Below are 19089 nucleotides of genomic sequence, written 5' to 3' on the forward strand. Positions count from 1 at the left end.
TGACGACGATGATGTGCGGCCGATAGGCTGACTCAGGTGGAACTCGTCATCGGAATCGACATGGGCACCGGAAGCAGCAAAGGGGTTCTCGCCGACGCCGGGGGAACGGTGCTCGCCACCGAGACGGTCCCCCACGAGACGTCGATGCCGCGGCCGGGATGGGTGGAGGTCGACCCGGAACGGGTGTGGTGGCAGGAGATCTGCACGATCAGCTCCGCGCTGATGGCCGCCAAACCAGCAGACGGTGATGTGGTCGCCATCTGCGTCAGCGGGGTCGGCCCGTGCCTGGTTCTCTGCGACGCCGATCTCCGGCCCACCCGCCCGGCCATTCTGTACGGCGTCGACACCCGGGCCAGCGCGGAGATCGCCGAGTTGACCGAACAACTGGGCGCCGAACAGATCCTCGCCGATGCCGGGACGTTGCTGTCCAGTCAGGCGGTCGGGCCCAAGATGCTGTGGGTGCGCAATCACGAACCTGAGGTGTGGGCGCGCTCGGCGCGCTGGTATGGGTCCAACTCGTACATCGCCGCGAAACTCACCGGTGAGTACGTGATGGATCACCACACGGCCAGCCAGTGCGACCCGCTCTATGCGATAAAGGATTTCGAGTGGCACCGCCAGTGGGCTGAGCAGATCTGCGTCGACATTCCGATGCCACGCTTGTGCTGGCCGGGCGAGGTGGTGGGCACTGTTCACCGTCGCGGCGCGGAGGAAACCGGACTGCCGGAGGACATCCCGGTGGTCGCGGGAACGGTCGACGCTTTCGCCGAGGCGTTCTCGGTGGGTGTGCGTCAGCCGGGTGACCAGATGTTGATGTACGGCTCGACGATGTTCCTGATCCAGATCATCGACGAGTTCCACAGCGACCCTGCGCTGTGGACCACGGCCGGCGTCCAGGAGCGCACCCTCGCACTTGCTGCCGGGACGTCTACCGCCGGTCGGCTGATCTCGTGGCTCCAATCGGTCACCGGCAACGCCTCATTCGACGAATTGACGTCCGAGGCGATGGCGGTGCCGCCGGGGAGCGAGGGGCTGCTCTTGCTGCCGTATCTCGCGGGAGAACGTACTCCGGTGTTCGATCCCGATGCGCGTGGCGTGTTCGCCGGGCTCACGTTGCGGCACAACCGTGGACATCTGTTCCGGTCGGCGTACGAGGGGATCTCCTTCGGTATCCGGCAGATCCTCGAGATGTTCGATGACGCGCACACCGCCAAACGCACTGTCGCGGTGGGTGGCGGGCTGCGCAGCCCGGTGTGGGCTCAGGCGCTCAGCGATATCACCGGCCGTACCCAGCTGGTCCCCGAACAGACGATCGGCGCGAGTTACGGCGACGCTCTCCTCGCCGCGATCGCGGTTGATCTCGTTGCGCCGGAGACCGATTGGACCAAGCTCGCCCGGGAGATCACTCCCGACCCGAAGGTCGCGTCACTCTACGACGACCTGTATCAGACGTGGCGCGAACTGTATCCGGCAACGGCAGATCAGGTACATCATCTGGCGCGCATGACCGACGGCCGCTGAGAGCTGGTGGTCGGGTCCACCGCGGCTGAGCCGGTCGTGCCGGCTTGTAGCGCTCAGCCCATCGTGTAGCCGCCGTCGACGGGGAGGTCCACGCCGGAGATCATCGATGCCGCGTCCGAGGCCAGCCACAGCACGGTGTTCGACACTTCCTGGGGAATCGCGAAGCGGCCCAGAGGGATCCGCGCCAGCATCGGCGCAGCTTTGGTCTCCTCACCCCACACGCGTTGACCCATCTCGGTGAGTACGACGGTGGGGCACACCGAATTGGCGCGGATCCCGTACTCGCCCAGTTCGAGCGCCAGTACCTTGGTGGCCATCACCAATCCGGCCTTGGAGGCGCAGTACGAGTAGTGCTCACGCAGCGGTGCCAGGGCGGCAGCCGAGGCGACCGTGACGATGGAACCCCCGGTGCCCTGCTCGACCATGATCGAGCCCACCCGCGCGGCCAGCAGGGCGGGAGCTCGGAGGTTGACGTTCAGCACGGCGTCGTACTGCTCGGTGTCGAGGTCGAGAACCGAATGGGGGTAGGAGATCCCGGCGTTGTTGATCAGGATGTCCAAGCCGTCGAACGCATCTGCGGCGGCACGCGCGAGTGCTTCGGGACCATCGGTGTCCGCCAGGTCGGCGACCACTGTGGCAACGCGCGTGCCGTGTTCACGGCCCAGGGTGGCAGCGGCCTCGTCCAGCTCGACCTTGTTGCGTCCGCTCAGGATGAGGTCGGCCCCCGCGCGTGCGAGCGTGGCCGCGATATCGGCGCCGATTCCTTTGGTGGCGCCGGTGATCAGCGCGCGTTTGCCGTCGAGGCGCAGAGTGGTCGGATCGGCAGTCGGGGTGGTCATAAGCTCTCCATGATTGCTGTGGCGGTTGCGGGATCGGTGACGAGTTGGTTGAAGAAGCCCGCGGCTGCCCCGGCGACGATCGGGTCGACCTTGTCTTTGCCGACCGCCACACCGATGCCGATCGGCACCTGCTTGAGCAGGTCCAGTTCGATGGCGATGAGCCGTTCGCGTCCGGGGAAATCGACGGCCCGGCCGTCGCGGTCGTAGAAGCGCGAGCACACGTCCCCCACGGCCGAGCGCAGCGACGCCGAGCCGGTCGGGACGAATTGCGGTATGTCAGAACGTAACAGAGGCGGTGCGCCGATGCCCATCAGCGCGCAGCGGGCCTGCGACCACAGTCGTAGGACCGGCTGGATGCTGGGGTCGGCGGTCAGCGAGGCATGCAGATCGGGCCCGGGCAGGGCAGGCGCGAAGAGGTAGTTGGGGCGGCCGCCGATCCTACCGGCGACGAGGCGGGTGATCTCGTTGGTCTGGTACCACGGCTCGGGTTGGTCGTTGCCGCCGACGGTCGGAACCACCAGTACGCCGGGCAGTTCGGCCATCTCGTACTGGGCCACTTCGTAGACGGTGCGGCCCGAAGACACCAGGAGTACGTCGCCCGGCAGCAGATTCGCGTCACGGAGGCTGCGTGCCACCGCGGGAGCGAGAACCGATCCCATGACCTCCACGGTCGGGCGCGCTGGGGTGGGCGGGGGCAGCGGGCTGCTGAGATAGACCCTGTCGAGGTGCAGTGCTGCCGCCAGGCTGGTCTCCAGGTCGGCGTCGAAGAAGTCTTGTGGCGCAATCACTTCGATGCGGACGATGCCCCGGCGACGGGCTTCGGCGAGCAGCCGGCTGACGGTTGCGCGGCTGACGCCGAGCTGTGATGCGACATCGAGTTGAGTGGCTTCTTCGGTGTAGTACAGGCGGGCAGCGGCATAGACCAGCGAGGCGGAGAAGTGGCCGGAATCCGACCCGTTCGCCGCATCGGCCGACGGGGAGGCCGCCGACCTGCGTGTCTGGTTGGCCATGAGGCACACCCCTCCGTCGGTGACTGCGATCCCGCCGATTATGGCACTGCACATTTGTTCATGCGGTGAAAACTCGTGAACATCTGTTCTGTACATATGTATCAGGAAGCGCTAACGTGACCCGGAACACAGCAAAATGAACGCGGCCTCGGCCGGTGAGGAGTTGGCTAATGGGTGAGCAACTACCCGAGAAGATGCAGGCAGTTGTCTGTCATGGACCCGAGGACTACCGCCTGGAGCAGGTCGCGGTACCGGTCGCCGGCCCCGGTGAGGCGTTGATCAAGGTCGAAGCAGTGGGTATCTGCGCGAGTGATCTCAAGTGCTACCACGGTGCGGCGAAGTTCTGGGGCGACGAGAATCGTCCCGCATGGGCCGAGACGGAGGTGATCCCAGGTCACGAGTTCGTCGGCACGGTGGTCTCACTCGACGACGACGCCGCCGAGCGGTGGGGGATCGCGGTGGGCGACCGGGTGGTGTCCGAGCAGATCGTTCCCTGCTGGGAGTGCATGTACTGCAAGCGCGGCTGGTACCACATGTGCGCGCCGCACGACCTCTACGGATTCAAGCGCCGTACACCCGGGGCGATGGCCGAGTACATGGTCTATCCCGGAGAAGCGCTGGTGCACAAGGTCTCCAAGGACATCCCTGCGCACCACGCTGCATTCGCCGAGCCTCTGTCGTGCTCACTCCACGCCGTCGAGCGCGCACAGATCACCTTCGAGGACACCGTCGTCGTCGCCGGCTGCGGACCGATCGGCCTGGGCATGATCGCAGGTGCCAAGTCGAAGAATCCCGCTCGCGTGATCGCCCTCGACATGGCCGAGGAAAAGCTCGAACTCGCGAAGCGGTGCGGCGCCGACCTCACCATCAACATCGCGACCGAGGATGCGGTGGCGATGATCAAGGATCTGACGGACGGCTACGGTGCCGATGTGTACCTGGAAGCCACGGGGCACCCGTCGGCGGTCCCGCAGGGACTGAACCTGCTGCGCAAATTGGGCCGGTACGTGGAGTACGGCGTCTTCGGGAGCGACGTGTCCGTCGACTGGAGCATCATCAGCGACGACAAAGAGCTCGACGTCCTCGGTGCGCACCTCGGTCCGTACTGCTGGCCCGCAGCCATCCGCATGATCGAGTCGGGGGTTCTCCCGATGGACGAGATCTGCACCCACCAGTTGCCGCTGAGCGAGTTCCAGCGCGGATTGGACCTAGTGGCCAGCGGTAAAGAGTCGGTCAAGGTTTCCTTGATCCCGGCCTGAGCGAAAGACGTATCCATGAATGAGAACTTTTCGGTCAACGCTCCGATGTCCCGTCGAAACCTGCTGCGGGCGTTCGGCGTGGTGGGTGTGGCCGCTGCCGCAGCACCGATCCTGGGCGCCTGCGGCGTGGGTGGTCGAGTTGATGCGGAGAACGGTGCCGCTGCGGTCTCGGGCTCGTTCGACTGGCGGAAAGCCGAAGGCACCACGCTCAACATCCTGCAGACACCGCACCCCTACCAGCAGTCATTCCAGCCGCTGCTGTCCGAGTTCAGCGCTCTCACCGGCATCAAGGTGAACGTCGATCTCGTGCCCGAGGCCGACTACTTCACCAAGTTGAACACCGAACTCGCCGGCGGCACGGGCAAGCACGACGTCTTCATGCTGGGTGCCTACTTCATCTGGCAATACGGCCCGCCCGGATGGATCGAGGACCTGGGCCCGTGGCTGGGCAACAGCGCAGCCACGAGCCAGGAGTACGACTTCGACGACATCTTCGAAGGCCTGCGCACCTCGACCCGCTGGAACTTCGAGCTGGGCAGCCCGCTCGGCACCGGCGGTCAGTGGGCGATCCCCTGGGGGTTCGAGAACAACGTGGTGGCCTACAACAAGGCCTACTTCGACAGCCGGAAGATCGCGCTGCCGGACAACTTCGACGACTTCATCCAGCTCGCCATCGATCTCACCGATCGCTCGGAGAACCGCTACGGCATCGCGACCCGCGGCTCGAAGTCGTGGGCGACCATCCATCCCGGCTTCATGAGTCAATACGCCCGTGAAGGCGCCGTCGACTACACGCTCGACGGAGACGAACTGGTGGCCCGCATGAACTCCGCGAAAGCGGTCGACTTCACGCGCAAGTGGATCGAGATGCAGCACAAGGCCGGACCCACGTCGTGGACGACGTACGACTACCCCAACGCCACCGGTGACCTCGGTGACGGCAAGGCGATGATGGTGTACGACGCCGACAGCGCCACGTACCCCAAGAACAAGCCCGGCGCCAGCGCGCAGGCAGGCAACCTCGGGTGGTACCCCGGACCCGCGGGACCGGACGGCAACTACAACACCAACCTCTGGACCTGGACGTGGGCGATGAACTCGCTGTCCAAGAACAAGCTCGCCGCCTGGCTGTTCATGCAGTGGGCCACCGGCAAAGAGGCGATGAACAAGGCCGTCGAAGGCGGCATCTATGCCGACCCGGTCCGTAAGTCGGTGTTCGACAGCACGTTCAAGCGGATCGCGGCCGATCAGCCGGGTTACCTCGAGACCTTCGAGACGGTCATCGGCTCCTCGAAGATCCAGTTCACCCCGCAGAAGAAGTTCTTCGACACGACCAAGGATTGGGCGGTGGCGTTGCAGGACATCTACGGCGGCGACGACGCCCAGTCCCGGCTGGACAGTCTGGCCAAGACCAACACCTCCAAAGTGAATCTCTAACGGAGAGAGAAGAACCAATGACCACTCAAGCGTCAAAGGCGACGACGGATGGTGTTTCGGGCCAGCCGCCTGTCCGTGCGGACAAACCGGTCGAGGTGCCGACCTGGCGCCGACGGCTGCGCCCCTACCTGCTCTCGCTCCCCGCACTCGTCATCGTCATCGGCATCCTGTACCCGTTCTTCGTCGGTGCCTACTACTCGGTGCTCAACTACGCAGCCGTCAACCCCGATCCCGTGTTCGTCGGTTTCCGTAACTTCGCCTCCGTGCTCGGCGACCAGATCTTCTGGCAGAGCGTGCAGGTCACCGGGGTGTTCGCGGTGGTCGCCACGGCGGTCGAGACCGTCCTCGGCGTGGGCCTCGCGCTGTTGCTCAACCGCTCCAGCATCATCGGCAAGATCTTCGAGAAGGTCCTGATCCTGCCGCTGATGATCGCACCCGTCATCGCGGGCGTGATCTGGAAGCTGATGTTCAACCCGCAGTTCGGAATCCTCAATCACGTTCTGGGACTGGGGAACACCTTCGACTGGTTGTCCAGCACCAATGCGCTCTGGTCGGTGATCCTGGTCGACGTCTGGATCTTCACGCCCTTTGTCGCGATCCTCGTGCTCGCGGGCATCCGCTCGCTGCCGAAGGAGCCGTTCGAGGCCTCCGAGGTCGACGGTGCCAACTGGTTCTTCATGTTCCGCAAACTGATGCTGCCCATGCTGTGGCCATACATCCTGGTGGCCGTCATCTTCCGGTTCATGGACAACCTCAAGGTGTTCGACGCGATCTACGTGCTCACCGCGGGCGGCCCCGGCGTCTCGACCCGCACCCTGCAGATCGGCGCGTTCGAGGACGCGATCATCAATCTCGATTACTCCCGTGGAGCGACCTACATGTTGCTGCTCTGGATCATCGTGTTCATCACCGCACGCGTTCTCGTCAGCGTGCTCGGAAAGGCGCAGCGACGAGCTGCGGGAGCGGAGTCCTGACATGGCGCGTGAACTCTTGCCCGGTCAAAAACGTTTCACCGTCGGATCGGTTGCGGCCGACCTCACCCTCATCGCGTGGTTCATCTTCTCGCTGTTCCCGATCATCTGGATGGTGATCCTCTCGCTGAAGAACACCGAGCAGCAGACCAGCACCTACTTCTCCTTCAGCCCCACCCTGGAGAACTTCTCGACGGTGCTGTCCAACAAGGGAACCGAGCTGACCAGCGTCGACTTCAAGGCATCGCTGCTGACCAGCCTGATCAACTGCGGGGGTGCGGTCATCGTGTCGCTGGTCATCGGTATCCCGGCGGCCTACGCGGCCGGCCGGTGGAAGTACCGCGGCAGTGAGGATCTGATGTTCCAGATGCTCTCGTTCCGGTTCGCCCCAGAGCTCATGGTGATCGTCCCGCTGTTCGTCATCTACAACCAGATCGGACTCTTCGACACCAACGTCGGAATGATCTGGGTGCTGCAGCTGGTCACCATGCCGTTGGTGGTGTGGATCCTGCGTTCCTACTTCCAGGATCTGCCCGAAGACCTGGAGCAAGCGGCCCTGCTGGACGGCTACACCCGGTCCCGGGCGTTCGTGATGGTGGCGCTGCCGCTGGTCCGTCCGGGCATCGCGGCCGCCGGACTGCTGGCGTTCATCTTCGCCTGGAACAACTACGTGTTCCCGTTGATCCTCGCCGACAGCAATGCCGGTGTGACGGTGGCGATCACCAAGTTCCTCGGCGGTGGCGGTCAGGCCTACTACAACCTCACCGCGGCAGCGGCGGTCATCGCGGCGCTGCCCCCGCTGATCCTCGCGCTGACCATTCAGCGCTACCTCGTCCGCGGTCTCTCGTTTGGAGCGGTGAAAGCATGAGCACTCTCAGGCTCGACAACCTCAGCAAGAACTACGGCAAGACGGTCGGCATCAAGGACCTGTCCCTCGACATCGCGGACGGCGAGTTCTTCGTCATCCTCGGACCCAGTGGAGCGGGAAAGACCACCACCCTCAAGTCGATTGCCGGTCTGGTCGACGTCGATGCCGGTTCGGTGCACATCGGCGGCGTCGACATGACACTGGTGGAGCCCTACCGCCGGAACGTGGCGATGGCGTTCGAGAGCTACGCGCTGTATCCACAGAAGACGGTGTCGCAGAACCTCGAGTCGCCGTTGAAGTCGGGACGGACGGGCAAGTACACCGACGCCGAACGCAAGCAGCGCATCGATCAGGTCACCACAACACTGGGCATCAACCATCTGCTCGAGCGCTTTCCCCGTGAGCTGTCCAACGGACAGCGACAGCGTGTTGCGCTCGGCCGGGTGCTGGTGCGACCGGCGGATGTCTACCTGCTCGACGAACCGCTCAGTCACCTCGACGCCAAGCTCCGCGCGGCGATGCGTGCCGAGCTGAAGCAACTCGGCCAGATGTCGAGTACCACCACCATTTACGTCACGCACGACTACCAGGAGGCGCTCGCGCTCGGTGATCGCATCGGGGTGCTGCGCGACGGAGAACTGGTCCAGGTCGGCACGCCCGAGCAGATCTGGCGCAGCCCGGCCGACACCTTCGTGGCGAAGTCGTTGGGGCAACCCGAGATCAACGTCGTCGACGCTGTGATCGATGGCCCGACCGCTCGGTTGGGCGACGGATCGGGAAGGGTGCGGGTGCCGGATGGCGTGATGGCGTCGTCGGGCGACCGCGTGCGCGTCGGACTGCGGCCCTGCGATCTGAAGGTGCTGGGTCGCGGCGAGCGGATCCCCGACGATGCGATGCAATTGCACGGTCGGGTGATGCTGGCCGAACGACTCGGCCGGAACGTGGAGCTCACCATCGACTCGTGCGGACGGCAGATCATCGCATTGTCCAGCGGGCGCGAACATTTCGCGGAAGGCACCGAGGTGAGCCTCACCGTCGCCACCCGCGATGTCCACGTGTTCGACGCCGAGCAGACCGGCGCGGACAGCGTGCGGCTGATATCGAACGTGCAATCGGAAATGGAGGCAACCCGGTGAGCTCGACGACCATCCCCGCCCCGAGTCAGGTGTCGTCTGACGTCGCCAAGAGCCTGACCCTCGACAAGTTGGTGAAGACGTACTCGGCCCGCGGCCGCGAGAGTTTCCAGGCGGTCAAGGGCATCGACCTGACCATCGCCCCAGGGGAACTCGTCGCATTGCTCGGTCCTTCGGGCTGTGGCAAGACGACAACCCTGCGCATGATTGCCGGTCTGGAAACCGTCACCTCCGGTTCGATCAAGGTGGGCGACAAAGAGATCTCGCAGTTGCCCGCAGCCAAGCGGGGCATCGGCGTGGGGTTCGAGAGCTACGCTTTGTACCCGCCCATGTCGATCCGCGACAATCTCGCGTACGGCCTCAAGGCCCGCAAGGTTTCCGGGGCCGACCAGCTGGTGGAGACCATCGCCAGTCGTCTGGAGATGGAAGACCTGCTGCCGCTTCGGCCGGCGAGCCTGTCGAGTGGTCAGAAGCAGCGGGTGGCGCTGGCGCGAGCGCTCGTCCGCAACCCACCGGTACTGCTGCTGGACGAGCCGCTGAGCCACCTCGACGCATCGGCCCGGCAACGGGTGCGCCGCGAACTCAAGGTGCTGCAGCGCGAATTCGGATACACCACCATCGTGGTCACGCACGACCAGGTCGAGGCGCTCTCGCTCGCCGACCGTCTCGCCGTGATGAACCACGGCGTGATCCAGCAGTTCGGCACGCCGGACGAGGTCTTCGACGACCCGGCCAATCTCTTCGTGGCCGAGTTCGTGGGCGAACCGCAGATCAACGTGCTGCGCGGTGTCACTCGCACCATCGACCAGACTGTTTTCGTCGAGATCGGGCGTGGTGCAGGGCGATTGGCGACCACCGTGCGTGGCCCGATCGCCGATGGCACCCGGGTGTCGGTGGGGTTGCGACCGCAGGATTGCTCGGTTGTCCGGGCCGCCGGTGATCCGACCGTGTCGGCGTCGGTGGCGTACTTCGAGCATCTCCTCGAGTTCGGTCTGGCCACCTGCACGATCAGTGGCATCGAGGAAGGGATCGTCGTACAGACGCCCGCCGAGGACCACTTCACCACCGACCAGAAGATCGAGATCGGCGCCCCACCCGAGCGCGTGTACCTCTTCGACGCCGATGGCGGGGAGCGGTTGCGATGACCCGGTTGTTCAACGACCCGTCGCGGTTCTCCGAGGACATGCTCGCGGGTTTCTGCGATGCCAATTCCCGGTACGTCGCGGCCGTACCCGGGGGAGTGGTGCGTGCGCACCGGACGCCACCGGGCAAGGTCGCGGTGGTGGTCGGCGGCGGCTCCGGTCACTACCCCGCGTTCTGCGGCGTCGTGGGCCCGGGGTTCGCCGACGGGGCCGTGGTGGGCAACATCTTCACCTCGCCGTCCACCGACGAGGCCACCTCGGTGGCCCGCGCTGCCGACGGCGGTGCCGGCGTGTTGTTGACCACCGGGAACTACGCGGGCGACGTGATGAACTTCGGGCTCGCTGTGCAGCAGCTGCGGGCCGCGGGAATCGATGCGCACTACCTCGCGGTCACCGACGACGTCGCCAGTGCACCGGCGGGTGAAGAGTCCCGACGGCGAGGCATCGCAGGCGATTTCACGGTGTTCCGGTGTGCCGGTGCCGCGGCCGATGCCGGCCGGGACATGGCGGGCGTCCTCGAGATCGCCCGCCGGGCCAACGACGCGACGCGCACACTCGGTGTCGCTTTCGACGGATGCACGATGCCCGGGGCAGATGCCCCGCTGTTCACCGTCCCGGCCGGGAAGATGGGTGTGGGCCTCGGCATCCATGGTGAACCCGGCATCGCCGACGAGCCGATGCCGACAGCCGAGGAACTGGCCCGCACACTGGTCGACGGCGTGCTGGCCGCAGCTCCCACGACCGACTCGAAGCGGATCGCCGTGATCCTCAACGGGCTCGGCCGCACCAAATACGAGGAACTGTTCGTGGTGTGGTCCACGGCGTCGGCGCTGCTGCGCGAGGCGGGGTACACCCTGATCGATCCCGAGGTGGGGGAGCTGGTGACCAGCCTCGACATGGCCGGTTGTTCGCTCACCGTGATGTGGCTCGACGACGACCTCGAGCGTTTCTGGACGGCCCCCGCCGACACCCCTGCCTACCGGAAGATGACCGGCGACCACGTCGGCCCGTCGATGGGTGATGCGCAGTTACGTTCGAAGACAGATGAAGTCGTGGTCGCCGCGGCCCCCGCGTTGGCATCTCTCTCGGACGAGGCGGGTCGCCGCACCGGACAGGTGGTCGGACAGGCATTGCACGCTCTTGCCGATGCGGTGGCCGGCGCCGAGACGGAACTCGGCCGCATCGATGCCGTGGCAGGCGACGGTGACCACGGCCGCGGAATGGTCAAGGGCAGTTCGGCCGCTGTCGCCGCGGCCGATGAGGCCATAGCCGCTCAGGCGGGTGCCGGATCGGTACTCGCCGCCGCCGGAAAAGCCTGGGCCGCAAAGGCAGGCGGCACCTCGGGTGTGTTGTGGGGTGCGCTGCTCGGTGCACTCGGCGCCCGGCTCGGCGACACCGGTTCACCCGACACCGCACTGCTCGGTGCCGGTCTGCGCGACGGGTATCAGGCACTCGTCGATCTCGGCGGTGCTGCGCCCGGCGACAAGACGATGCTCGACGCGCTCGGGCCCTTTGTCGAAGAGATCGAACGACAGGCTGCCGATGGCGTCGGCTGGCACGAGGCCTGGTCGGCCGCCGCAGTGGTGGCCGACGAGTCCGCACAGGCCACAGCTCGATTACGACCGAAAGTCGGCCGTGCCCGGCCCCTCGCCGAACGCAGCGTCGGGACACCCGATGCCGGCGCGATCTCACTGGCCCTGTCGGTGCAGGCAATCGCCGACCGAACCAGTGCCCTCGTGGGCGCAGGGCACTCAAGCGATGAGAGGACATCTCACTCATGACCGATTCACAGAACTACGGCGCACTACGCATCGTCATCGGATCCGACGACGCGGGCTACGAGTACAAGGAGACCCTGAAGGCTGACCTGCAGTCCGACGGAAGGGTCGACAGCGTCGTCGACGTCGGTGTCGGTGCCGACGACCAGACCGCGTACCCCCACGTCGCCGTGACGGCCGCGCGGATGGTCGCCGAGGGCAAGGCCGACCGCGCGCTGCTGGTGTGCGGCACCGGGCTCGGTGTGGCCATCAGTGCCAACAAGGTGCCGGGTGTGCGGGCGGTGACCGCGCACGACAGCTTCTCCGTCGAGCGGTCGGTGCTCAGCAACAACGCACAGGTGCTGTGTTTCGGACAGCGGGTGGTCGGGCTCGAATTGGCCCGCCGGCTGGCCCGTGAGTGGCTCGACTACACCTTCGACCCCGAAAGCGCCTCGGCCGGAAAGGTCGCCGCCATCGACGACTACGAGCACAAGACCGCCGGCTGAGGCAGAACTTGGTGGGTCCGGGTAGAACGTTTCTCCCCGGTCGCGTTCCCCGGGCCCACCATTCCCAGGTGCAAGCACCTGCCCGCCCTCAAAACTGTTGACATACGGGACTTCGAGGGCAATACTCCCTCGCCCCTGCCGTATCCGTCAGTTTTCAGGGCGATGTTGGGCCAATGATTCACACTCTGGGTTCAGCGCCGTTCGGGCCGGCCGAATTCGACCACTGTGTCAATTGCGTCGACCTCGCCGACCGCAAACATTTCCCCCATGAAAGCCCCCGGCCCAGCAGCACCCCGGAGCAGCGTAAGTCATCCATGGCCGGGGTCACATCAGGACATTTGCCACACTGGAGATCGTGCCGCACACCACCGACCGTTCCGCCCAGCTGTTCGAGCGCGCTTCACGCTCCATACCCGGCGGGGTCAACTCGCCGGTTCGTGCCTTCAACTCGGTTGGGGGTACACCCCGATTCATCTCCAGTGCCTCCGGGTGCCGGCTGAACGATGCCGACGGCAACAGCTACGTCGACCTTGTCTCCAGCTGGGGGCCGATGATTCTCGGTCACGCCCATCCGGCCGTCGTCGAGGCGGTGCAGACAGCCGCGACCACAGGTTTGTCGTTCGGTGCACCCACCGAGGCCGAGATCGATCTGGCCGAGGAGATCATCGCGCGAGTTGACCCGGTGCAACAGGTCCGGTTGGTGAACTCGGGCACCGAGGCCACCATGTCCGCGGTCCGGCTGGCCCGCGGGTTCACCGGTCGCAGCAAGATCATCAAGTTCTCCGGCTGCTACCACGGCCACGTCGACGCGCTGCTGGCCGACGCGGGTTCGGGCGTCGCGACCCTCGGACTGCCGACGTCACCCGGCGTCACCGGCGCGCAGGCACAAGACACCATCGTGCTCCCGTACAACGACCTTGACGCAGTCCGCGAGACCTTCGCCGCGTACCCCGGTCAGATCGCCGCCATCATCACCGAGGCGGCGGCAGGAAACATGGGCGCGGTGGCCCCGGTCGACGGCTTCAACCAGGGTCTCAAGGACATCACGTCGGCCGATGGTGCCCTGTTGATCATCGACGAGGTGATGACGGGATTCCGCGTCAGCAAAGCCGGCTGGTTCGGCCTCGAGGGTGTCGCAGGTGACCTCTACACCTTCGGAAAGGTGATGAGCGGCGGCCTGCCTGCCGCTGCCTTCGGTGGCCGCGCCGACATCATGGCCTACCTCGCGCCCGCCGGCCCGGTCTACCAGGCCGGCACCCTGTCCGGGAACCCCGTCGCGGTGGCGGCCGGTCTCGCCACCCTGCGCCATGCTGACGACTCCGTGTACGCGGCACTCGACGCGAACTCCAAACAGCTCGGTTCCCTGATCGGCGAGGCGCTCACCGCGGAGGGAGTCGGCCACCGCGTCCAGTTCGCAGGCAACCTGGTCAGTGTCTTCTTCACCACGCGACCCGATGCCGCCATCAACGACTACGCGGCCGTGAAGAACACCGAGACCTGGCGTTTTGCGCCGTTCTTCCACGCGTTGCTCGACGCCGGGGTATACCCGCCGCCCAGCGCGTTCGAAGCCTGGTTTGTATCCGCGGCGCTGGACGGGGATGCTTTCGGTGTCATTGCCGACGCACTACCGGCAGCTGCGGCCGCGGCTGCACGTGCTCGGAAGGAGAACTGATGCAGCAGCGCACCATCGTGCACATGATGCGGCACGGCGAGGTACACAACCCGGAGGGCATCCTCTACGGACGCCTGTCGGGCTTTCATCTCTCCGAGCTGGGCGCGTCCCAGGCGCAAAAGGTCGCCGACTCCCTGGCCGACCACGACATCACTCATGTGTTCGCGTCGCCGCTGCAGCGTGCGCAGGAGACGGCCACTCCCATCGCCGCCTCGCACGGCCTGGAGATCATCACCGACGAGGGTTTGATCGAAGCCGAGAACACCTTCGAGGGCCTGCGTGTCTCGGCTGGCGACGGAGCTCTGCGTCGGCCGCGGCACTGGCCCAAACTGCGCGACCCGTTCACCCCCAGTTGGGGCGAGCCCTACATCCAGCTCGCGCACCGCATGCTCGCCGTCGCCAACAAGGCGCGCGAGGAGGCTCGTGGCCATGAGGCCGTGTGCGTCAGCCATCAGCTGCCCGTCTACACGCTGCGCCGTTTCCTCGAGGGCCAGCGCCTCTGGCACGACCCGCGTAAGCGGCAGTGTTCGCTGGCGTCGCTGACCAGCCTTCTGTACGACGGCGATGCACTCGTCGACATCGTGTACTCCGAGCCGGCCGGATCATCTGATCCGCTCGCCACAGGAGCTTGAGGGAAAACGGAACATCTTGACGGCGAACGACAATGGGGGCCAACTCGGCCGCGGGCGCAGTGTTGCGCGCGTACTGGCCCCGTTGGGATGGCGACTGGGTCTACTGGCCGTCCTCGGCCTGGTGACCCTGCTCGTGATGACGGCGTGCAGCACCGGCGATGACGCGGTCGCCCAGGGCGACACCTTCGAGTTCGTCTCGCCCGGCGGCAAGACGGTCATCTTCTACGATCCTCCCGCCGACCGCGGCAAGGTGGCCGCCATCTCCGGCGAGGATCTGCTCGACGACGCCAAGACCATCAACCTGTCCGACTTCGCAGGACAGGTCGTGGTGATCAACGTGTGGGGTTCGTGGTGTGGCCCGTGCCGCGGCGAGGCCGCGGCCCTGGAGCAGGTGTACGAAGCCACCAAGGCCCAGGGCGTGAGTTTTCTCGGTATCGACCTGCGCGACGAGAAGAGCACGGCGCGTGACTTCGTGAAGGACCGCGGCGTCACCTACCCGTCGATCTTCGACTTCCCCGGCCGCACATTGGCCAAGCTCACCACCCCCACATCTGTGGTTCCGACCACCCTCGTCCTCGACCGCGACCACCGCGCGGCCGCGGTGTTCCTCAAGGCGATCACCGCCGAAGAATTGCAGCCTGTCGTCGAGCGGGTCGCCGCCGAGAGTGCGCCGCAGCAATGACGTCGATGATGCTGAGCGCCGGAGCCCAGAGCACGGCAACGCTCGCCGGTGTGGGAGACAGCTTCTCCAACACCGTCTCGACCGGCCCACTGTTGCTGGCTCTCGGTGCGTGTGTGCTGGCCGGTCTCGTCTCCTTCGCCTCGCCGTGCGTGGTGCCGCTGGTGCCCGGCTACCTCTCCTACCTTGCCGGTCTCGTCGGAGCGGAGGCGCCGGCGATGTCGCCCAAGGAGTCGAGAAAGGCCGGGCGACTTCGGGTCACCGGTGCAGCGCTGCTGTTTGTCCTCGGCTTCACGGTGGTGTTTGTCCTCGCCACCGCATCGGTCTTCGGGATCACGAGCACGTTCATCGTCAATCGTGAACTGCTGCAACGCATCGGCGGAGTCGTCACCATCATCATGGGGCTGGTGTTCATCGGTTTGATCCCGATGTTGCAGCGCGACGCGAGGTTTCATCCGCGACTGGTGTCCAATCTCGTCGGTGCACCCTTGCTCGGCGCAGTGTTTGCACTCGGCTGGACACCGTGCCTCGGTCCCACGCTTGCTGCCGTCATCACCACCGCGAGCGGTACCGAGGGTGCAACGGCTGCGCGTGGGGTCACCTTGATCGTCTTCTACTGCCTCGGGCTCGGGTTGCCGTTCGTCCTGCTGGCCTTCGGCTCCGCGTGGGCTCTGCGTGCGGTGGGCTGGATGCGCCGTCACGCCCGGGCAATCCAGATCTTCGGAGGTGTACTACTGGTTGTCGTGGGCGTGGCACTGGTGACCGGACTGTGGGATCAGTTCATCGTCTGGGTCCGCGACATGTTCGTCACCGACACGGTGCTGCCGATATGACCGCCACCGCCACCAGGGCACCGCAGCCGGGCAAGGTGCCACCGCCCAGCCCGATCAAGCGCTACCTCCTGTGGCCCGCGCGTAATCTCTGGCGCTCGCTCACGTCCATGCGCACCGCGCTGGCCCTGTTGTTCCTCCTCGCCTTGGCCGCGGTTCCCGGCGCGCTGCTGCCACAACGCGACCTCAACGAACAGAAGACCGAGCAGTACATCGCCGACCACGGTTTCTTCGGTGAGCTGTTCGACAAACTGCAGATGTACGACGTCTTCGGCAGTGTCTGGTTCACCGCGATCTACGCGCTGCTGTTCATCTCCCTGGTCGGATGCCTCACCCCGCGCATGGTGGAGCACGCCAAGTCCCTTCGGGCGCGGCCGGTGGCCGCGCCGCGCAACCTCGGACGGTTGCCGCGGCACGAGAGCCACGAGGTGGACGGCAGCCCCGAGGCCATCGCGGAGCGGATCAACAACGGACTCCGCGGATGGCGTAAGACCACCCGGACCACGCAGCGCACCGAAGCCGACGGCTCGGTGGTCACCGTCACCGAGATCTCCGCGGAGAAGGGCTACCTGCGCGAGTTCGGAAACCTGGTCTTCCACTTCGCTCTCCTGGCGCTGCTCGTCTCGATCGCGGCCGGCAAGTTGTACGGCTACGAGGGCACCCGCATCCTGGTGGCCAACGGCGACGAAGGCCTGTGCAACACCTCCACGGCGGTCTACGACTCGTTCCGGGCCGGCAACCTGGTCGACGGCACCAATCTCAACGAGTTCTGCATGCAGGTCGACTCGTTCGAGGCCAAGTTCCTGCCCACCGGCCAGCCCGAGGACTACAGCTCGAAGGTGCGGTACCAGGTCGGCGACGACATCGACGGCGACACCTGGAAAGACGCAGAGGTCAAGGTCAACCATCCGCTACGGATCGCAGGCGACCGGATCTACCTGCTGGGCAACGGCTTCGCCCCCACCTTCACCGTCACCTTCCCGAACGGCGAGACCCGTTCGCAGACCGTGCCGTTCCAGCCCAACGAACTGCAGACGATGATGTCGAGCGGTGCGGCCCGGTTCGACACCCCCGCCGGGCTGTACCCGAACGAGGACGAGCGGCGCAAGAACCAGATAGCGATCGAGGGGCTGTTCGCGCCGACGGCCGTGTTCCACGGCGGCCTGATGACGTCGTCGTTCCCGCTACCGGAGAACCCCGCCGTCGCCGTCGACATCTATCAGGGCGACACCGGCCTCGACACCGGCCGTCCGCAGAATGTGTTCAGCCTGGACGTCAACCTCATCAACCAGGGGAGGTTGCTCAAGAAGGAGCGGGTCAACCTCCAACAGGGAGAGAAGGCGACCCTGGAGAACGGCACCACCGTTTCCTTCGACGGCTATCAGCGCTGGGTGTCGATGCAGGTGTCCCACGACCCTGCCCAGAACTGGGTCCTCGGTTCGTCGATCGCGATGCTGGCGGGGCTGCTGGTCTCGCTGTTGATCAAGCGCCGCCGTGTCTGGGCTCGGATCACACCACTGGCCGCGGGTACGAGCCTTGACGATGCCGGTGCGCGGGCGCCCGCAGATGCCGCAGATCAGGCTGGCGATTCCGCTCACGGACCGGATTCTCACAATCGGCCCGAGACCTCTACTCTGGATGTGCGACGCTGTGTAGTAGAGATGGCCGGGCTGGCCCGGACCGACCAGGCCGGATGGGGAGAGGGCTTCCCCGACATGGTCGCCGACCTGCTGGGGATCACCCCGCCTGCGTCCGGCAACCAGGCCACACAGGGCAACACGCGTAAGTAGCGATCGGCTGCGGAAGGTGAGCGATGGACGTCAACGAGACGCTGTCCCGATATTCGGATCTGTGCTTCGGGACCGCGCTGACGGTCTACGTACTGGCGATGGTCATGTTCCTGGCCGCGCTGGCCAGCAAGCGACAGGTCGTCGAGAAGTCGGCTGAACTCGTCGCTGCAGGCGCCGGCCCCACCGTGGTGCCCGCGTCGGATGTCCGCACCCCGGGCAAGCTCGAGACGGCGGCCAAGGCGCCGCTCGGTGATCGGCTGGCCAAGATGGCGTTCGGCGTGGTGTTGCTCGCGACCGCCCTGCAGATCGGGTCGATCGTCCTTCGTGGTTTCGCGACCGGTCGCGCTCCGTGGGGCAACATGTACGAGTTCGTCTCGATCTCGTGTGCGGCGGGCATGGTCGCCGCCCTGTTCGTGCTCCGTAAACGCGAGTACCGGCCGCTGCTCGGGTTCGTCCTGTTGCCCGTGGTGATCCTGCTGTTTATCGCAGGCACCTACCTGTACACGAACGCCGCCCCGGTGGTGCCCGCCCTGAAGTCGTACTGGCTTGCCATCCACGTCTCGATCGTCGCGACGGGTTCAGGGGTGTTCCTGGTATCCGGTGTCGCGAGCATCCTGTACCTGCTGAAGCTCAAGTACCCCAACCCGAGCGACCGGTTCTGGGGACGCATCCTGCAACGCGTGCCACCCGCGCAGACCCTGGATCGACTGGCATACAAGACCGTGGTCTTCGCCTTCCCCCTCTTCGGGCTCGGCGTGATCTGCGGAGCCATCTGGGCCGAGGCGGCATGGGGCCGATTCTGGGGCTGGGATCCCAAGGAGACGGTGTCGTTCATCGCCTGGGTGATCTATGCGGCCTACCTGCACGCCCGCGCAACCGCAGGGTGGCGCAACACCGCCGCCGCGTGGATCAACATCGCCGGTTTCGTGGCGATGTTGTTCAACCTCTTCATCATCAATTTGGTTGTGTCCGGCCTACATTCGTACGCCGGACTCTGACCCGACCCGAGGTGGACCGCCGGACCCGAGGGTCCGCCGGACCAT

17 protein-coding genes are annotated in these 19089 nt (G+C 65.8%); 15 read left to right on the forward strand and 2 right to left on the reverse strand.

All coding sequences use genetic code 11. The features are described 5' to 3' along the window. The first annotated feature begins 36 nt into the window (after positions 1 to 36). Entirely contained in the window at positions 37 to 1521 is a 1485-nt protein-coding gene (locus tag CSW57_RS16160) for an FGGY-family carbohydrate kinase (protein ID WP_099383721.1), read from the forward strand. Between the two features lie 53 nt (positions 1522 to 1574). Here the strand turns inward: CSW57_RS16160 and CSW57_RS16165 are convergent, their stop codons facing one another. After that, a complete protein-coding gene (locus CSW57_RS16165; protein ID WP_099383722.1) occupies positions 1575 to 2360 on the reverse strand; it encodes an SDR family NAD(P)-dependent oxidoreductase in 786 nt (261 codons plus the stop codon). Then, complete coding sequence (locus CSW57_RS16170; RefSeq protein ID WP_031333076.1) at positions 2357 to 3370, reverse strand: sugar-binding transcriptional regulator; 1014 nt, start codon at positions 3368 to 3370, stop codon at positions 2357 to 2359. Before CSW57_RS16170 ends, CSW57_RS16165 begins: the two co-directional genes overlap by 4 nt. A 170-nt stretch (positions 3371 to 3540) precedes the next feature. On the opposite strand from CSW57_RS16170, the gene eltD reads away from it, so the two are divergent. From eltD to ccsB, 14 genes are all read left to right on the forward strand, one after another. Beyond that, positions 3541 to 4629 (forward strand): erythritol/L-threitol dehyrogenase, encoded by a 1089-nt coding sequence (gene eltD / locus CSW57_RS16175; protein ID WP_099383723.1) that lies wholly within the window; start codon positions 3541 to 3543, stop codon positions 4627 to 4629. A gap of 15 nt (positions 4630 to 4644) precedes the next feature. Continuing rightward, a complete protein-coding gene (locus CSW57_RS16180) occupies positions 4645 to 6066 on the forward strand; it encodes an ABC transporter substrate-binding protein (RefSeq protein WP_099383724.1) in 1422 nt (473 codons plus the stop codon). Positions 6067 to 6083: 17 nt separating this feature from the next. Continuing rightward, positions 6084 to 7040 carry a carbohydrate ABC transporter permease gene (locus CSW57_RS16185; protein WP_099383725.1) on the forward strand — a complete coding sequence of 319 codons (957 nt, stop codon included), beginning with the start codon at positions 6084 to 6086 and terminating at the stop codon, positions 7038 to 7040. A 1-nt stretch (position 7041) separates the two neighbouring features. Further along, on the forward strand, positions 7042 to 7905 hold the full coding sequence (locus CSW57_RS16190; RefSeq protein WP_062797320.1) for a carbohydrate ABC transporter permease: 864 nt from the start codon (positions 7042 to 7044) through the stop codon (positions 7903 to 7905). Beyond that, a complete protein-coding gene (locus CSW57_RS16195; RefSeq protein WP_099383726.1) occupies positions 7902 to 9041 on the forward strand; it encodes an ABC transporter ATP-binding protein in 1140 nt (379 codons plus the stop codon). Before CSW57_RS16190 ends, CSW57_RS16195 begins: the two co-directional genes overlap by 4 nt. Then, positions 9038 to 10183 carry an ABC transporter ATP-binding protein gene (locus CSW57_RS16200; RefSeq protein WP_099383727.1) on the forward strand — a complete coding sequence of 382 codons (1146 nt, stop codon included), beginning with the start codon at positions 9038 to 9040 and terminating at the stop codon, positions 10181 to 10183. The genes CSW57_RS16195 and CSW57_RS16200 overlap by 4 nt, the downstream gene beginning before the upstream one ends. After that, on the forward strand, positions 10180 to 11961 hold the full coding sequence (locus CSW57_RS16205) for a dihydroxyacetone kinase family protein (RefSeq protein ID WP_099383728.1): 1782 nt from the start codon (positions 10180 to 10182) through the stop codon (positions 11959 to 11961). The genes CSW57_RS16200 and CSW57_RS16205 overlap by 4 nt, the downstream gene beginning before the upstream one ends. Further along, the gene (locus CSW57_RS16210) at positions 11958 to 12443 is read left to right on the forward strand and encodes a ribose-5-phosphate isomerase (RefSeq protein ID WP_099383729.1); all 486 of its coding nucleotides are present in this window, start codon (positions 11958 to 11960) and stop codon (positions 12441 to 12443) included. The genes CSW57_RS16205 and CSW57_RS16210 overlap by 4 nt, the downstream gene beginning before the upstream one ends. 352 nt (positions 12444 to 12795) lie before the next feature. Continuing rightward, on the forward strand, positions 12796 to 14115 hold the full coding sequence (gene hemL, locus CSW57_RS16215) for a glutamate-1-semialdehyde 2,1-aminomutase (RefSeq protein ID WP_223249394.1): 1320 nt from the start codon (positions 12796 to 12798) through the stop codon (positions 14113 to 14115). After that, on the forward strand, positions 14115 to 14747 hold the full coding sequence (locus CSW57_RS16220; protein ID WP_099383731.1) for a histidine phosphatase family protein: 633 nt from the start codon (positions 14115 to 14117) through the stop codon (positions 14745 to 14747). Before hemL ends, CSW57_RS16220 begins: the two co-directional genes overlap by 1 nt. 136 nt (positions 14748 to 14883) lie before the next feature. Then, positions 14884 to 15429: a TlpA family protein disulfide reductase gene (locus CSW57_RS16225; protein ID WP_099384532.1), complete on the forward strand. Its 546-nt coding sequence runs from the start codon at positions 14884 to 14886 to the stop codon at positions 15427 to 15429. A gap of 5 nt (positions 15430 to 15434) precedes the next feature. Next, positions 15435 to 16259 carry a cytochrome c biogenesis CcdA family protein gene (locus CSW57_RS16230; protein ID WP_370624006.1) on the forward strand — a complete coding sequence of 275 codons (825 nt, stop codon included), beginning with the start codon at positions 15435 to 15437 and terminating at the stop codon, positions 16257 to 16259. Continuing rightward, entirely contained in the window at positions 16256 to 18046 is a 1791-nt protein-coding gene (gene resB / locus CSW57_RS16235) for a cytochrome c biogenesis protein ResB (RefSeq protein WP_099383732.1), read from the forward strand. Before CSW57_RS16230 ends, resB begins: the two co-directional genes overlap by 4 nt. Before the next feature lie 23 nt (positions 18047 to 18069). Further along, complete coding sequence (ccsB, locus tag CSW57_RS16240; RefSeq protein ID WP_030165497.1) at positions 18070 to 19044, forward strand: c-type cytochrome biogenesis protein CcsB; 975 nt, start codon at positions 18070 to 18072, stop codon at positions 19042 to 19044. Positions 19045 to 19089 lie beyond the last annotated feature (45 nt).

The sequence above is a fragment of the Williamsia muralis genome, from assembly GCF_002735905.1.
GTDB lineage: Bacteria > Actinomycetota > Actinomycetes > Mycobacteriales > Mycobacteriaceae > Williamsia > Williamsia muralis_A.

Excerpts from the sequence above, each read along its gene's own strand:
- CSW57_RS16230 (WP_370624006.1), top strand. The coding sequence starts at position 15,435 with ATGATGCTGAGCGCCGGAGCCCAGAGCACGGCAACGCTCGCCGGTGTG.
- CSW57_RS16225 (WP_099384532.1), top strand. The coding sequence starts at position 14,884 with ATGACGGCGTGCAGCACCGGCGATGACGCGGTCGCCCAGGGCGACACC.
- ccsB (WP_030165497.1), top strand. The coding sequence starts at position 18,070 with ATGGACGTCAACGAGACGCTGTCCCGATATTCGGATCTGTGCTTCGGG.
- CSW57_RS16185 (WP_099383725.1), top strand. The coding sequence starts at position 6,084 with ATGACCACTCAAGCGTCAAAGGCGACGACGGATGGTGTTTCGGGCCAG.
- CSW57_RS16165 (WP_099383722.1), bottom strand. The coding sequence starts at position 2,360 with ATGACCACCCCGACTGCCGATCCGACCACTCTGCGCCTCGACGGCAAA.
- CSW57_RS16180 (WP_099383724.1), top strand. The coding sequence starts at position 4,645 with ATGAATGAGAACTTTTCGGTCAACGCTCCGATGTCCCGTCGAAACCTG.
- CSW57_RS16220 (WP_099383731.1), top strand. The coding sequence starts at position 14,115 with ATGCAGCAGCGCACCATCGTGCACATGATGCGGCACGGCGAGGTACAC.
- CSW57_RS16190 (WP_062797320.1), top strand. The coding sequence starts at position 7,042 with ATGGCGCGTGAACTCTTGCCCGGTCAAAAACGTTTCACCGTCGGATCG.
- CSW57_RS16210 (WP_099383729.1), top strand. The coding sequence starts at position 11,958 with ATGACCGATTCACAGAACTACGGCGCACTACGCATCGTCATCGGATCC.
- CSW57_RS16205 (WP_099383728.1), top strand. The coding sequence starts at position 10,180 with ATGACCCGGTTGTTCAACGACCCGTCGCGGTTCTCCGAGGACATGCTC.
- eltD (WP_099383723.1), top strand. The coding sequence starts at position 3,541 with ATGGGTGAGCAACTACCCGAGAAGATGCAGGCAGTTGTCTGTCATGGA.
- resB (WP_099383732.1), top strand. The coding sequence starts at position 16,256 with ATGACCGCCACCGCCACCAGGGCACCGCAGCCGGGCAAGGTGCCACCG.
- CSW57_RS16195 (WP_099383726.1), top strand. The coding sequence starts at position 7,902 with ATGAGCACTCTCAGGCTCGACAACCTCAGCAAGAACTACGGCAAGACG.
- CSW57_RS16170 (WP_031333076.1), bottom strand. The coding sequence starts at position 3,370 with ATGGCCAACCAGACACGCAGGTCGGCGGCCTCCCCGTCGGCCGATGCG.